Origin of the sequence: Streptomyces sp. NPDC006643 (assembly GCF_042870175.1) — a bacterium.
Lineage (GTDB): Bacteria > Actinomycetota > Actinomycetes > Streptomycetales > Streptomycetaceae > Streptomyces.
The window spans coordinates 221,384-235,958 of record NZ_JBIAHA010000008.1 but is presented as its reverse complement, the minus strand read 5'-3'; the positions used below and the strand labels follow the sequence as shown (position 1 = coordinate 235,958).

Below are 14,575 nucleotides of genomic sequence, written 5' to 3'. Positions count from 1 at the left end.
CCCGTACAACGGCGTACGGGCGGTGACGGCCCGGGGGACGTCCCCTGGACCCTCCGCAAGACACGGCGCCCGCCAGTCCCCGACCGGACGACGGCGGGCGCCGTGGCATGTGTTTCCGATGCTGTGTAACCTCGACGGACCTCCCCCCGCGCCCCATCGAGTGAACGGCAGCACTCATGACCACAGCGCCCCTCGCGGGAGGCCCCGCGATCAGTCTCGTCAAGGTGGAGCAGACCGCGCCCGCGCTGGTCGAGCACTACCGGGCGGCGGGTATGTCACTGCGCAAGCACGGGATGAGCGGTCAGCGCGCCGCCGTCTATCTGGTCCTGGACTACTCGGGATCGATGCGCGAGTACTACCAGGACGGCAGCGTCCAGGCCTTCGCCGACCGGGTGCTCGCGCTCTCGGCGAATCTGGACGACGACGGCGTGGTGCCCGCCGTGTTCTTCTCCACGGACGTGGACTGCGAGACGGACATCGCGCTCGCCGACCACCGCGGCCGGATCGACCGGATCGTGTCCGGGCTCGGGCACATGGGCAAGACCAGCTACCACCTCGCCATGGACGCGGTGATCGACCACTATCTGGACAGCGGGTCGACGGCGCCGGCCCTGGTGGTCTTCCAGACGGACGGCGGGCCGATCAACAAACTCGCCGCCGAGCGCTATCTCTGCAAGGCGGCGGAACTTCCGCTGTTCTGGCAGTTCGTCGGCTTCGGCAACAAGCGCAGCTCGCAGTTCAACTTCCTTTCGAAACTTGACGAGTTGGCCGTGCCGCAGAAGCGGTCCGTCGACAACGCGGGCTTCTTCCACGCCGGTCTCGACCCCCGCGAGGTGCCGGACGACGTCCTGTACGACCGCCTCGTCGCGGAATTCCCGCAGTGGCTCGGAGCGGCCCGCGCGCGGGGCATCGTACGTGGCTGACCTGCCCCGCGTGTCGGATCCACGTAAGCCCCGGGAGCGTGCTAGGCTGACCGCGTTGCAGTTTTGGTACCCATGAACTTTATGTGCGCCTGACGGGAATGTTCCTCAGGCGCATTTTATTGTTTTCGCCGGCTTCTCCGGATGGGGCTCAATGCGGCGACGAGGAATCCGTGAAGTGCGGATTCGTCTCTGCACCTGTTTTAGGAGAATGACATGGCTACTGGAACCGTGAAGTGGTTCAACTCGGAAAAGGGCTTCGGCTTCATCGAGCAGGACGGCGGCGGCGCCGACGTCTTCGCCCACTACTCGAACATCGCCACCCAGGGCTTCCGTGAGCTCCAGGAGGGCCAGAAGGTCTCGTTCGACGTCACGCAGGGCCAGAAGGGCCCGCAGGCGGAGAACATCGTCCCGGCCTAATTTCCGGACGCGTACCTCGCAGCCGGGGCCCGCACCTGCACGGTGCGGGTCCCGGCTTGTGCTGTCCCCAGGCCCGGGCCCTGTCCACAAAGTCCCGTCCGGCTCGCGGTGCACCGGACGCCGGCTCTCCCTCGTAGCCCTTCGGGCCCGGGAGGCGCCCCCTGCGTTGTCGGATTCGCCCGAGTACGCCCAGTTGTTACGAGGGCGATCCTCCGCCTTGCGATCGCACGCACCGACGAGTCATCAGCCGCTTCACGGCGGGCGCGAGCCCCGGCCCCGCGGGCGGATGACGCTACTTTGCGGACACGACCCAGGAAGGTTCTTCACCGAATGACTCGCTCCGAACGCCCGGCCCGCGCACCCCGCCCTGCCGGTAAGCGCCCGGTCAACTCCCGCGCCAAGAGCCCCGCGAAGGGCTCGGCGAAGGCGCCGGTCCGCCGCGCCGCGCGCCCGCAGGAGTTCACGCTGCCGGAAACCATCACCCCCGCGCTGCCCGCCGTCGAGGCGTTCGACGAACTCGACATGCCCGCGGCCCTGCTCAAGACCCTCACCTCGCTGGATGTGACCGAGCCCTTCCCGATCCAGGGCGCCACCCTGCCGAACTCCCTCGCCGGCCGCGACATCCTCGGCCGGGGCCGTACCGGATCCGGAAAGACCCTCGCCTTCGGACTCGCGCTGCTGGCCCGTCTCGCCGGCCGCCGGGCCGAGCCGCGCGCCCCGTACGCGATGGTGCTCGTGCCCACGCGCGAGCTGGCCCAGCAGGTCACCGACGCGCTGACCCCGTACGCCACCGCCGTCAACCTGCGCATGGCCACCGTCGTCGGCGGCCTGTCGATCAGCAAGCAGGCCGGGCAGCTGCGCCGCGGCGCCGAGGTCCTCGTGGCGACGCCCGGCCGGCTCAAGGACCTCATCGAGCGCGGCGACTGCCGGCTCGACCAGGTCACCATCACCGTCCTCGACGAGGCCGACCAGATGGCCGACATGGGCTTCATGCCGCAGGTCACCGCGCTGCTCAAGCAGGTGCGGCCGGACGGGCAGCGGATGCTGTTCTCCGCGACGCTCGACAAGAACATCGACCGGCTCGTACGGCAGTATCTGACCGACCCCGTCGTCCACTCCGTCGACCCCTCGCAGGGCGCGGTCACCACGATGGAGCACCACGTCCTGTATGTCATGGACGACACCGACAAGAAGGCCGTCACGATGCGCATCGCCGCGCGCGAGGGCCGGGTGCTGCTGTTCCTGGACACCAAGCGGGCGGTGGACCGGCTGGTCAAGCGGCTGCTGGCGAGCGGTGTACGGGCGTCGGGCCTGCACGGCGGCCGATCGCAGCCCCAACGCAACCGCACGCTCGACCAGTTCAAGACCGGACTGGTGACCGTGCTCGTCGCGACGAACGTCGCCGCGCGTGGCATCCATGTCGACGACCTCGACCTGGTCGTCAACGTCGACCCGCCCGTCGACCACAAGGACTATCTGCACCGGGGCGGGCGCACCGCGCGCGCCGGTGAGTCCGGCAGTGTCGTGACGCTCGTCCTGCCCGAGCAGAAGCGGGACATGACGCGGCTGATGTCGGACGCGGGCATCGCCCCCCGGACGACCAGCGTGAAGTCGACCGACGAGGAACTGGCGCGGCTGACCGGGGCGCGGGAGCCCTCCGGGATCGCGATCACCATCGAGGTGCCGCAGGCCGCCGTGCAGAAGCCGCAGAAGGCGCGCGCGTCGCGTCCGGCGCGGCGGACCGGCGGCGCCGGTTCGGGTGGCGCGGGTGCCAGGCTGGGCGGGGCCGGCGGCTCCGGGCGCGGCAGCCGGGGCGGCCGTCGTGGCCGCCCGGGCGAGCGAGGCGCGGAGGGCGGTCGCCGCACCGCCGCGTAGCGTCTCCGGCGGATGTACGTGGACCGGCCCGGGTGCGCGGCCCAGCTCATGAGCCGCGCCGCGCACCCGGGCCGGGCGCGTCACGGGCCGGTCGTTCGGTGCGGGCCATGCGGCGTGCGTACCCGGCTCGGGTGCGTGGTCCCGCTCACGGACGTGCGCTGCTCGGGCCGGGGCGGCGGGGCACCGGCCGGTGCGCGGGTCTCGGGACTGGGGCGGACGCCGCCGACGACGAGTAACGCCGGTCGGGCGGGGGCGCCTTGCGCCTACCGGGCTTTCGTATTGGCGCGGAGCTGTTCGGACAGCCGCGCGAGTTCGGCCGGCGTCACGGGCGAGGCGGCCCGGCGCTGGGCGGTCACGTTTCTGACGGCGGCCATGAGCGCACCGCCGACCGGGATCTGACGGGGCGGCAGGGCCGCGGCAGGCCGGCCTCCGGCGACAAACCGGCAACAACGGGGGGATGTCGTGGCCGTACCGACCGGTTAACTTCCCGAAAACTCCACCGACTTGGCATTGACGTGCACACGTCTACGCGCGTCATCATGAGGGCATGCGAATCCCCCCACGAATCGCCCTCATCGGCGGCGCAGCCGCCCTTCTGTCCACCCTCCTCGTCGGCGGCACGGCGGCGACCGCCGCCACGGCCGCCCCGCTCGCGGTCGGCGACATCTGCTACTCCGACCTGCCGTCGCAGGCGCACGACACCCTCGACCTGATCGACCAGGGCGGGCCCTACCCGTACCCACAGGACGGCGGGGTCTTCCAGAACCGCGAGGGCATCCTGCCGCAGCAGTCCACCGGCTACTACCACGAGTACACCGTCGAGACGCCGGGCTCTCCCGACCGCGGCGCGCGCCGCATCGTGACCGGCAACGCGCAGCAGGACTACTACACCGCCGACCACTACGAGTCCTTCGACCTCGTCGACCACGGCTGCTGATCCCGCGCCGTCCGCACCACGACAGACAGGTAACCTCCGCCCCATGACTGTGACCTATGTGATCCCCGGGGCGGAGGTCACCGGCCTTGAGCGTTTCTGGGAAGTGGTCGGCGAGGCCGTGAACGGCCCGGACGGCTACTTCGGCCGTAACCTCGACGCCTTCGCCGACTGTCTCAGCGGCGGTTACGGGACCCCGGACGACGGGGACTTCGTCATCGAGTGGCGCGAGGCCGGACTCTCGCGGCGCGCGCTCGGCCACGAGGAGACGGCGCGGCAGCTCCGGCTCCGGCTCGCGCGCGTTCCCGAGGCCAGCAGAGCACGTGTGCGCCAGGAGTTGGCCGAGGCCGAGGCCGGCCGTGGCAGCACCGTCTTCGACTGGCTCACGGAGATCATCGACGATCGCGCGCCGGGCACACTGCGGCTGCTCTGATCCGCCGGGGCGCACGGCTCCCGCGCCCCCACCCCGGCTACCGCCCGCGCGGCAGCAGGCCCGCCAGCCTGCGCCGGAGCGCGGCGTCCGGCAGATCGCGCACCGCCTCGGTCGCGCTCTCGCGCGCCCGGCCGGTCACCGAACCGTCGGCGAGCATCCTCGCCAGCGCGTCCACCGCCCGGGGATCCCGGCGCGCCGCCAGCCCCCGCGCCGCCTCGGCGGCCGTGACCGCCACCGGATCCGTCAGCCGCGCCACCAGCGCCTCACGGATCGCCGGTGTGTCGGCGCCGGTCACCGCCAGGGCCGTCGTCGCCCGCTCCCGTACCGCGTTGTCGATGTCCGCGCTCAGCGCCGCCAGCGCCAGGGCCCCCGCCTCGTCGTCGTCCGGCACCAGCGCGGCCAGCGCGACAACCACCCGCAGGCGTATCGCCGCGTCCGGATGGCCGGTGTGCCGCAGGATCTCCGGCAGGACCGCCGGGTCGCCCTGCTCCCCGAGTGCCGTCACACACGCACCGATCAGCTCCGGCGTACGCGCTCCCGCGCTCAACTCCCGCAGCGCGGGCAGCGCGCTGGCGGCGAACGGCCCGCTCCCGGGCGCCGCGTCCACCGCGCCCAGCCGTGCGAGTACGTCGGCGGCGAAGGCGCGACGCCGCGGATCGTCGCTCGCGCACCAGGCGAGCGCCGCCTGGAACGACTCCTCGTCGCCGCGCCGCCACAGCGCCGCCACCGGCTCCCGCCAGCCGTCCCGGTCGGGCACCGCGCACCGCAGCGCCCGCGCCGCCAGCTCCTCGAACGGCGTCCGGATGTCCAGCGACTCCTCCAGGGCCGTGGCGATCGCCCCGTGCCCGGTCTGCCGCTCCAGGCTCGCCACCGGCACACCGTCCTTGAGGGTCTCCACGACGATCGTCACCCCGCCGTCCTCCTCGATCCGGCGCACCACCGTCTCGTCGCCCCCAGCGGCCATCGGCAGCAGCTCGGCGTGCAGTTCGTGTTCCACCGCCTCCGGCGCGCTCCACCGCAGCGCCTCGGCCAGCGCCTCCTCGCGCGCGCCCGCGCCGTGCCGCAGCAGGGCCCGTACGGTCGACGGCGAGCCGCGCCGGGCGGCGGTCACCAGCGGCGGCTCGCCGTCCGGGGCGCCCCCGCCGGGGCCCGGCAGGTCGGGGTCCGCGCCGTGCGCCAGCAGCGCCTGGACGGTGGCCGCGTGGCCCTGCCCGACGGCCCAGGCCAGGGCCGTGAAGCCGTACGCCTCGCGCCGGTCCGGGTCCGCGCCCGCCGCCAGCAGGGCCAGCACCACCTCCGTATGACCGCCGCACGCGGCCCCGCACAGCGGCAGATCGCCGCCGTCGGGGCCGCTCGGGCGCTCGGGGTCGGCGCCCGCCGCCAGCAGCAGCCGGACCACACCGGGTTCGTCGCTGACGGCGGCGGCGTACAGCGCGCTCTGGCCGTCCTGGTCGGTCGCCTCGGCGGGGACGCCGGAGCGGAGCAGTGCGACGACGGCGTCGTCCCGGCCCTCGTACACGGCGGAGAACAGTTCGTCCCACGCTCTGCCGGAGCCCGCTGTCCGCTCGTTCGTCATACTGCGACCTTCGCCCGGGACGATCATTCGCGCCAAATCGACAAAGCGATGACCATCCGTCACCTGCGGTGAAGTCCCCTTCCTTCAGGGGCAGTTCAGGTGTCGCAGTCCAGGACGGTGTGACAGAGCTGGCACCGTGCCCGCACCCGGCCCCGGACCGGCACGCGGATGCGCTGGAAGCAGGTGGGGCAGGAGAACGACACCCGCAGCCCGTCGGTGAGCGTCTCGAAGGCGTACGCGCGACCCGCGTCCCCGGATCCGGACCCCGGTCCGCCGGGGTGGTCGAGCGCGTAACGGCGGTCCTTGGCGTACCGGTGCCGGCCCGACCAGCCCGCCGTGGTCAGCGGCGGCTGCTGCTCGTCCCGTACGGCCTGGGCCTTGCCCTTCGTGTACGCGGTGTAGCCCTGCGGGCTGGTGAACCAGATGCCCGGGTCCTCGTTGAACACGATGGCGCGCTTGGCCAGTACGTAACCGAACTCCTCCGGCGTCAGATAGCCGAGCTTCTGGCTGGAGTCCCGGTCCTCCCGGAACGCGTCGAGCAGCAGCCAGCCCGCGCCCAGATAGGTCGTCACGGTGTCGGTCAGGATCTCGTTGTCGCGGGTGCCGGGGAAGCTCAGCCCCAGCCGGTGCAGCAGGACATGGGTGATCTCGTGCGCGAGGGCGGCGCCGATGTCCCTGCGGTGTGTCCGGAAGCGGTCGTTCAGCTCGATGAAGTACTCCGGGCCCGCCGTCAGCTCGACGCTCGCCGCGTGCTCCATCTCGCGGAAGCTCACGATCATCCGGGCGTCCGGCAGATGCAGCTGCTGGACCAGTACGCGGGCCACCCGCTGCACCCCGAGATGGAGGTCGTCGTGATCGGCGAAGGCGACGTCGGCGGGCGCGACGCTCGTGTCGTACTGCCGGATCCCGTCGTCCGACAGCCGCCGGTAGAGCGCCGTGATCGCGGCCCGCGCGGTGTCGAGATGCGGATAGCCGTGTACGACCGGGCTGCCGTTCGCCCCGCGTCTGTCCGTCACGCCACTACCCCTTCGTAGGACGGTCGACCGTCCTCAACTGTACGGCGGCTGCTCCGCCGGCCGTGGAGCGAGACCCGACCGTTCGGTTGGCCGAAACCTATGTCTTGTGCCACGGCTGATTTATTTCGCATAATCCGGATCACGCTGTGGCGGGCGGAACGGGCGGTCCTCTTTCTCATCGGTCGTCGGGTCGGCTTCGCCATGCGTACGGCACCCCCACGTGCTGAGCGTCATCCGTACACAGCTTCACGCACGACAGCCCCACGCAAGACAACGAAATGCACTGTTTCCCCCCACGAAAGGCAGTCAGTTGAGCTTCCTGCGTGCCCTGAAAAGATGCGCCGTCGTCGGCGCGGTCGTCCTCGCCGGTGTGAGCCTTCAGCCCACCACCGCCTCCGCCGCCCCCACCCCGGCCCCGCCGGTCGTCGGCGGCACCCCCGCCGAACAGGGTGAATTCCCCTTCATGGTCCGCCTCTCCATGGGCTGCGGCGGCGCGCTGTACGAGCAGGACATCGTCCTGACCGCCGCCCACTGTGTGGACGGCTCCGGCCCGAACACCTCCATCACCGCCACGGCCGGTGTCGTGGACCTCCAGAGCCCGGACGCCATCGAGGTCAACTCGACCGAGGTCCTCCAGGCCCCCGGCTACAACGGCACCGGCAAGGACTGGGCGCTGATCAAGCTCGCCCAGCCGATCGACCTGCCCACGCTCGACATAGCCACCGACGACTCGTTCAACAGCGGCGAGTTCACCGTCGCGGGCTGGGGCGCGGCCACCGAGGGCGGTGCCCAGGAGCGGTACATGCTCAAGGCCAACGTCCCGTTCGTCTCCGACGCGGACTGCGAGGGCGCGTACGGCAGCAGCCTCGTACCGTCCGAGGAGATCTGCGCCGGCTTCATCGACGAGGGCGGGGTCGACACCTGCCAGGGCGACTCCGGCGGCCCGATGTTCCGTGACAACGGCGCGGGCGGCTGGATCCAGGTCGGCGTCGTCAGCTGGGGCCAGGGCTGCGCGCAGCCGGGCTTCCCGGGTGTCTACACCGAGGTGTCCACCTTCGCCGCCGACATCCAGTCGGCAGCGGCGGGTCTCTGACGCCCTGTCGGAGGGATCACCGGCGCGCGCTGAGCGCGTGACGTGACACGTATGAGGAGGGGTGGATTCCGGGCCGGTCGGTCCGGAACCCACCCCTCTTCCTCGTTTGGCGGGCCCGTCCAGGCCGTCCCGCCTTCGTCCGTGTGGGCGCCTTGTCCCGGGATGCTCGCGCGGCGGCCGGAGATGAGGGGCGTTCCGGTGTTCGGTGGCCGGACGACGACCGGAGGCCGACCGTTCGGTTGGCCGAGATTCGTATCTTGTGGGGCCGCAGCTGCCCTCCGGATAATCCGTCTCGCGTTCCTGTCGGGCTCATGCCAATGTCGTGCAACGCGCGTCGACCCGTGTGTCCTACAGGGGCAAATCCCTCAAGCCCCCACGAAAGGCAGACCGTTGAGCATTCAGGGTGTCCTCAAGAGATGCATCGCTGCCGGCGCTGTCATGCTCGCCGCCATCAGCCTCCAGACCACCAGCGCCTCCGCCGCTCCCGTGCCGGACGCGCCCAAGACGCAGGCCGCCGCCCCCCTCGCGCCCCCCGTCGTCGGTGGCACCCGCGCCGCCCAGGGTGAGTTCCCCTTCATGGTCCGCCTCTCGATGGGCTGTGGCGGCTCGCTGTACTCGCCCACCGTCGTGCTGACCGCCGCCCACTGTGTGAGCGGATCGGGCAACAACACCAGCATCACCGCCACCGCGGGCGTCGTGGACCTCCAGAGCTCCAGCGCCATCAAGGTCCGCTCCACCAAGGTCCTCCAGGCCCCCGGCTACAACGGCACCGGCAAGGACTGGGCGCTGATCAAGCTCGCCCAGCCGATCAACCTGCCGACCCTGAAGATCGCCACCACCACGCAGTACAACACCGGCAACTTCACCGTCGCCGGCTGGGGAGCGGCCCGCGAGGGCGGCGCCCAGCAGCGCTACCTCCTCAAGGCCACCGTCCCGTTCGTCTCCGACGCCACCTGCAACTCGAACTACGGCGGCCAGATCATCGCCTCCGAAGAGATCTGCGCCGGCTTCGCCGCCGGTGGCGTCGACACCTGCCAGGGTGACTCCGGCGGCCCGATGTTCCGCAAGGACAACGCCGGCGCCTTCATCCAGATCGGCATCGTGAGCTGGGGCAACGGCTGCGCCCGGCCCAACTACCCCGGTGTCTACACCGAGGTCTCCACCTTCGCCTCCCAGATCGCGTCGGCCGCCTCCACTCTCTGACCCGACCGGGTCCGACCGGCTGTTGACCGTGTGACCCGCAGAGGCGGGACAGGGCAAGGGACCGGCGCCTTCGGCGCGTTAGTCCAAGACCTGTCCCGCCTTTGTCCATGGGCGCACCCGCTCCTCGCGACGCAGATTGACGTGCACGGAACACCGTGGACGAAGAGGAGCGACGTGAACGCCAACGCAAGTGACCGAGGCCCCCGCCGCAGAACCGTCGTGGCCGCCACCGCGCTCGCGGGGGCCGGCGCCGCCCTCGCCGCCGCCCCGGGCAGCGCCTTCGCGGCCGGTACGGGGGCACCCACCGCAGCCGCGCCCGCCCCCGGCACCCGCGAGACCGTCCTGCGCTCGCACGAGCTGGAGGTCCGTGTCGACAGCGGCTTCCCGAGGGTCGTGTCGTACACCGACCGTGGCACCCGCGCCGTCCTGCACGGACAGAGCGCCACCGTCACCACCGTCGTCGTCGACGGAACACCGCACACCCCGAAGGTCACCACCCGGTCCGGCGGCCGGGCGCGGATCGCGTACACGCTCGCCTTCGACGGCGGCACCGAGATCGACGTCGAGATCGCCGTCGACGGCCCGCGCGTCGACTGGCGCGTCACCCGTGTCGCGGACACCGACGCCCTGCGCGTCGGCACCCTGGAACTGCCCGAACTCGCCCTGCTCTCCGTACGGAGCGACCAGAGCGGCGCGACCCTGCTCGCCGCCCGCGTCGAGATCGACAAGGCCAAGAGCGGCGACACCCTCGTCGAGGTCACCCCCGACACCCCCGAGAGAGCGGCGGCAGGCTGCGCGTACGCCGTCGTGGCACACGACCGGCTCGGCGGCGCGATCGAGACCAACACCGTGTACGACAGGCCCGCCGCCGGCACCACCTGGGACAACGGCCGGCTCCGGCACCGCACCGAGCGGCGGGACGGCGTCGCGCTGGCCCTGCTCGGCTGCGGCCAGTGGACACACCGCGCGCAGACGTCACCGGTGGACGCCACCGAACCCCTGCCGTACGCCACCGTCGTCATCACCCGCGATCGGGACGGCTCCGGCACCGTCGACTGGCAGGACGCCGCCACCGCCTTCCGCGACATCATGGTCACCCCGCTCGGCGCCGACGAACAGCATCTGCGGGTCGTCCCGCACATCCCCTTCAACTTCGCCAGCCAGGCCACCAACCCGTTCCTGGCCACCCTCGACCAGGTCAAACGGATCTCCCTGGCCACCGACGGACTACGCCAGTACACCCTCCTCAAGGGCTACCAGTCCGAGGGCCACGACTCGGCGCACCCCGACTACGCCGGAAACCACAACACCCGCGCCGGCGGCCTGACCGACCTCAACACCCTCCTCAAGGAGGGCGCGAAATGGCACAGCGACTTCGGCGTCCACGTCAACGCCACCGAGTCCTACCCCGTCGCGAACGCCTTCTCCGAGACCCTCGTCGACAAGACCGACGAACAATGGGACTGGCTCGACCAGAGCTACCGCATCGACGCCCGCCGCGACCTCGTCTCCGGCGACATCGTCAAACGCTTCCAGGACCTGCGCGACGAGACGCACCCCGCGCTCAACACCCTCTACATCGACGTCTTCCGCGAGTCCGGCTGGAACTCCGACCGGCTCCAGCGCGCCCTGCGCGACCAGGGCTGGCACATCACCACCGAATGGGGCCACGGCCTGGAACGCTCCGCGCTCTGGTCGCACTGGGCCACCGAGACCGACTACGGCGCCGACACCTCGCGCGGCGTCAACTCCCAGCTCATCCGCTTCATCCGCAACCACCAGAAGGACGTCTTCGCCGACAAGTGGCCCACCCTGCTCGGCATCCCGCGCACCGGCAACTTCGAGGGCTGGGTCGGCAAGACCGACTGGCACGACTTCTACCGGCTGATCTGGACCGACTCACTGCCCGCCAAATACCTCCAGGCGTACCCGATCCAGCGCTGGAGCGAGCACGAGATCAGCTTCGCCGGACCGACCAGGACCGTCGTCAGCGACACCGGCGGCACCCGGCGCATCACCACCGACGGACGGCTCGTGTACGACGACGGGCGCTACCTGCTGCCCTGGGAGCCGCGCGAGGCCACCGACCCCCGCAAGCTCTACCACTACAACCCCACGGGCGGCAGCACCCGGTGGCAGCTGCCGCGCGGCTGGGCCGGACGCTCCCGCACCGCCCTGTACCGGCTCACCGACCAGGGCCGTGAACACGTCGCCGACCTGCCCGTACGGGGCGGCAGAGTCACCGTCGACGCCGAGGCCGGGCAGCCGTACGTGCTGTACCCCGCCCGCGTACCGGGCGGCCCCGACCCGCACTGGGGGCAGGCCACGCCCGTCCACGACCCCGGCTTCAACTCCGGCTCCACGGACGGCTGGCGGGTGACCGGCGGTCCGGCCCGCGTCGAGCCGAGCGCGCTCGGCGACTACGAGCTGGTGATCGGCGCGGGCGGCGCCACCTCCGTAGGACAGCGCCTCGAACGCCTCGCGCCGGGCACCTACGCCGCCTCCGTACAGGTCGAGGTCGGCGCCACGGCGGGGGAGCGGCGCCGGGCCGCCCTGGAGATCCGTACCTCCGACGGCGTGCGCGCCGTCAACTGGACGGACAGCTCCACGGCGGGCAACTATGTGGCCGCCGACCGCAAGCACGGCACCCGCTTCCAAAGGATGTTCACCTACTTCACCGTCCCCGAGCGCGGCGGCCCCGTCGACCTCCTGCTGACGGCGGCGGCCGGCGAGGCGCGCGTGCGGTTCGACAACGTACGCGTCGTCGGGGCGCGCCGCTCCACCCGGCCCGGCGCACTGGTCTTCGAGGACTTCCAGCACGTCCCGCAGGGCTGGGGTGTCTTCGTCAAGGGCGACGCGGGCGGCGCCACCGACCCGCGCACCCACATCGCCCAGCGGCACGCGCCGTACACCCAGCGCGGCTGGAACGGCAAGGCGATCGACGACGTCGTCGACGGCACCGAATCGCTCAAGTCGCGCGGCGAGAACGACGGGCTCGTCTACCGCACCACCCAGCACACCGTCCGCTTCGAACCGGGCACGCGCTACCGGGTCACCTTCCGCTACGAGAACGAGAAGGCCGGACAGTACGCCTGGATCACGGCGGTGGACGAGCCGGGGGAGCGGGAGATGTCACGCGCCGAACTGCCCGTCGCGACCGAACCGGCCGTCCTGAGCTACGAGTTCACCGCTCCGGAGAGCGGGGAGAGCTGGGTCGGGCTGCGCAAGGTCGGGGACGACGGCACGGCGGAGTTCGTCCTCGACGCGTTCGAGGTCCGCGAGGTGTAGCGGGCCCCCGGGCGGGCCCCGCACGGGGCCCGCCCGGCCAGGGCCCGTCAGGCCGGCTGTACGTCACGACAGTTGTACGTATCCCTCGCCCGCGCCCTCCAGCTCCAGCACCCACACCTCGTTGCGCCCCGCCCGCAGCACCGGCCCCGGCACATACAGCGACTCCTGCGGGCCCACCGCCCAGTACCGGCCCAGACAGAAGCCGTTGACCCAGACGAAGCCGCGCGTCCAGCCCGGCAGCCGCAGCCGGGCGTCACCGGGGGACGCCACATCGAAAGACCCCCGGTACAGGCCCCGCGCCCCCGGCCAGGACGCGGCGCGCAGCGGCAGCGCGGCGACCGCAGCCGCGTCGTCGAAGGCGTCCAGCCGCAGCCCCCGCGCCCGTACCCCGTGCAGATACTGCCGCTCGTGCAGGAAACCGCCCGTGATCCCCTTCGGCTCACCCGTCCGCGGCCCGTAGTTGACCCGCCCCAGCGACTCCACCCACGCCTCCACCACCGCCGGACCGGCCACCGGCTCCGCCAGCACCGAATCCTCCTCACGCAGCACCCCCGCCCGCACCCCGTCGACCTGCACCACCGCCAGATCGCGCAGCCCCGCCAGCGTGAGCGGATACGGGCGCCGGGGACCCGGCACCGCCACGCGGTAGCGCACCAGCCCCCGGTCCACGCCCAGTTCGTCGAAGGACGGCGGCATCGGCGTCCGTGTCTCCGGCCCGCCCAGCGCGTCGATCACCTCGTCCAACGGCGCCCACCCGTCCAGTTCCGCGCGCATCGGCCCGCCGGCCAGCACCGGGGGAGCGGGCGGCAGCTCCGGCAGCGGACCCTCCTGGAACTCCGCCAGCACCTCCCGGAACAGCCAGAACTTCTCCGTCGGCCGCCCCGCCTCGTCCACCGGCGCGTCGTAGTCGTACGACGTCACATCCGGCTCCAGCACACCGTCGTGCAGCGCGCCGGCGCGATTGGCGCCCGCCCGGCCCGCGAAGCTCGTACCGCCGTGCGCCATATAGATGTTCACCGACGCACCGCACGCCAGGATCTCCCGCAGCGCCCCCGCAGCGTCCGCCGGATCGCGCACCGCGGGCCCGGCGCCCCAGTGGTCGAACCAGCCGCACCAGAACTCCATACACATCAGCGGTCCCTCCGCCCGGTGCTCACGCAGCGTCTCGAACGCCGCTCGCGCCCCCGAACCGAAATTCACCGTCGCCAGCACACCGGGCACCGAACCACCGGTCAGCATGTGGTCCTCCGGCCCGTCGGAGGTGAACAGCGGCACCTCGATCCCGCAGCTACGGAGCAGCCCGGCCAGTGTCGAGAGGTACGGCAGGTCGGAGCCGTAACTCCCGTACTCGTTCTCGACCTGCACCATGACCACCGGCCCGCCGCGGCCGATCTGCCGGGAGGCGACCTGCGGCAGAAGACGCCGCAGCCACCGCTCCACCGGCCCCAGGAACTCCGGATCACCGGTCCGGATCCGCGTGCCCACCGCCGCCGTCAGCCAGTGCGGCAGCCCGCCGTTGTCCCACTCCGCGCAGATGTACGGGCCCGGCCGCACGATCGCCCACAGCCCCGCGCCGGCCGCCGCGTCCAGGAACCGGCCCAGCGCCTCCACATCGGCGTACCGGCCCGGCGCGGGCTCGTGCAGATTCCACGGGACATACGTCTCCACACAGTTCAGGCCCATCGCCCGCAGCATCCGCAGCCGGTGCGGCCACAACTCCTCGTGCACCCGGAAGTAGTGCAGCGCCCCCGACAGGAGCCGCACCGGCCGGCCGTCCACCAGGAAATCCTCGTCACCTACAGTGAACTCGGCCACCG

At 71.9% G+C, this 14,575-nt stretch carries 11 protein-coding genes; 8 read left to right on the top strand and 3 right to left on the bottom strand.

Going from position 1 to position 14,575, the window contains the following annotated elements:
- Nucleotides 1-176 precede the first annotated feature (176 nt).
- The 5 genes from ACFYNU_RS13710 (at nt 177) to ACFYNU_RS13690 (ending at nt 4,582) form a co-directional block, all read left to right on the top strand.
- Nucleotides 177-923 (top strand): VWA domain-containing protein, encoded by a 747-nt coding sequence (locus ACFYNU_RS13710; RefSeq protein ID WP_356585836.1) that lies wholly within the window; start codon nt 177-179, stop codon nt 921-923.
- Between the two features lie 213 nt (nt 924-1,136).
- Nucleotides 1,137-1,340, top strand: coding sequence for a cold-shock protein (locus tag ACFYNU_RS13705; RefSeq protein ID WP_015607926.1), 204 nt, complete (start codon nt 1,137-1,139; stop codon nt 1,338-1,340).
- A 330-nt stretch (nt 1,341-1,670) separates the two neighbouring features.
- Nucleotides 1,671-3,215: a DEAD/DEAH box helicase gene (locus ACFYNU_RS13700; RefSeq protein WP_356585838.1), complete on the top strand. Its 1,545-nt coding sequence runs from the start codon at nt 1,671-1,673 to the stop codon at nt 3,213-3,215.
- Between the two features lie 547 nt (nt 3,216-3,762).
- On the top strand, nt 3,763-4,152 hold the full coding sequence (locus tag ACFYNU_RS13695; RefSeq protein ID WP_356585840.1) for a ribonuclease domain-containing protein: 390 nt from the start codon (nt 3,763-3,765) through the stop codon (nt 4,150-4,152).
- Between the two features lie 43 nt (nt 4,153-4,195).
- On the top strand, nt 4,196-4,582 hold the full coding sequence (locus tag ACFYNU_RS13690) for a barstar family protein (RefSeq protein WP_356585842.1): 387 nt from the start codon (nt 4,196-4,198) through the stop codon (nt 4,580-4,582).
- Between the two features lie 37 nt (nt 4,583-4,619).
- Here the strand turns inward: ACFYNU_RS13690 and ACFYNU_RS13685 are convergent, their stop codons facing one another.
- The gene (locus tag ACFYNU_RS13685; protein ID WP_356585845.1) at nt 4,620-6,158 is read right to left on the bottom strand and encodes an ankyrin repeat domain-containing protein; all 1,539 of its coding nucleotides are present in this window, start codon (nt 6,156-6,158) and stop codon (nt 4,620-4,622) included.
- A gap of 95 nt (nt 6,159-6,253) precedes the next feature.
- Nucleotides 6,254-7,174, bottom strand: coding sequence for a hypothetical protein (locus ACFYNU_RS13680; protein ID WP_356585847.1), 921 nt, complete (start codon nt 7,172-7,174; stop codon nt 6,254-6,256).
- A 310-nt stretch (nt 7,175-7,484) separates the two neighbouring features.
- Here ACFYNU_RS13680 and ACFYNU_RS13675 point away from each other — a divergent pair, with 310 nt between their 5' ends.
- The 3 genes from ACFYNU_RS13675 (at nt 7,485) to ACFYNU_RS13665 (ending at nt 12,758) form a co-directional block, all read left to right on the top strand.
- A complete protein-coding gene (locus ACFYNU_RS13675) occupies nt 7,485-8,267 on the top strand; it encodes a serine protease (protein WP_356585850.1) in 783 nt (260 codons plus the stop codon).
- 438 nt (nt 8,268-8,705) lie between these two features.
- The gene (locus ACFYNU_RS13670; RefSeq protein WP_356586176.1) at nt 8,706-9,470 is read left to right on the top strand and encodes a serine protease; all 765 of its coding nucleotides are present in this window, start codon (nt 8,706-8,708) and stop codon (nt 9,468-9,470) included.
- 174 nt (nt 9,471-9,644) lie between these two features.
- Nucleotides 9,645-12,758 (top strand): endo-alpha-N-acetylgalactosaminidase family protein, encoded by a 3,114-nt coding sequence (locus ACFYNU_RS13665; RefSeq protein WP_356585852.1) that lies wholly within the window; start codon nt 9,645-9,647, stop codon nt 12,756-12,758.
- A gap of 63 nt (nt 12,759-12,821) precedes the next feature.
- Here the strand turns inward: ACFYNU_RS13665 and ACFYNU_RS13660 are convergent, their stop codons facing one another.
- Complete coding sequence (locus ACFYNU_RS13660; RefSeq protein WP_356585854.1) at nt 12,822-14,573, bottom strand: beta-galactosidase family protein; 1,752 nt, start codon at nt 14,571-14,573, stop codon at nt 12,822-12,824.
- Nucleotides 14,574-14,575 lie beyond the last annotated feature (2 nt).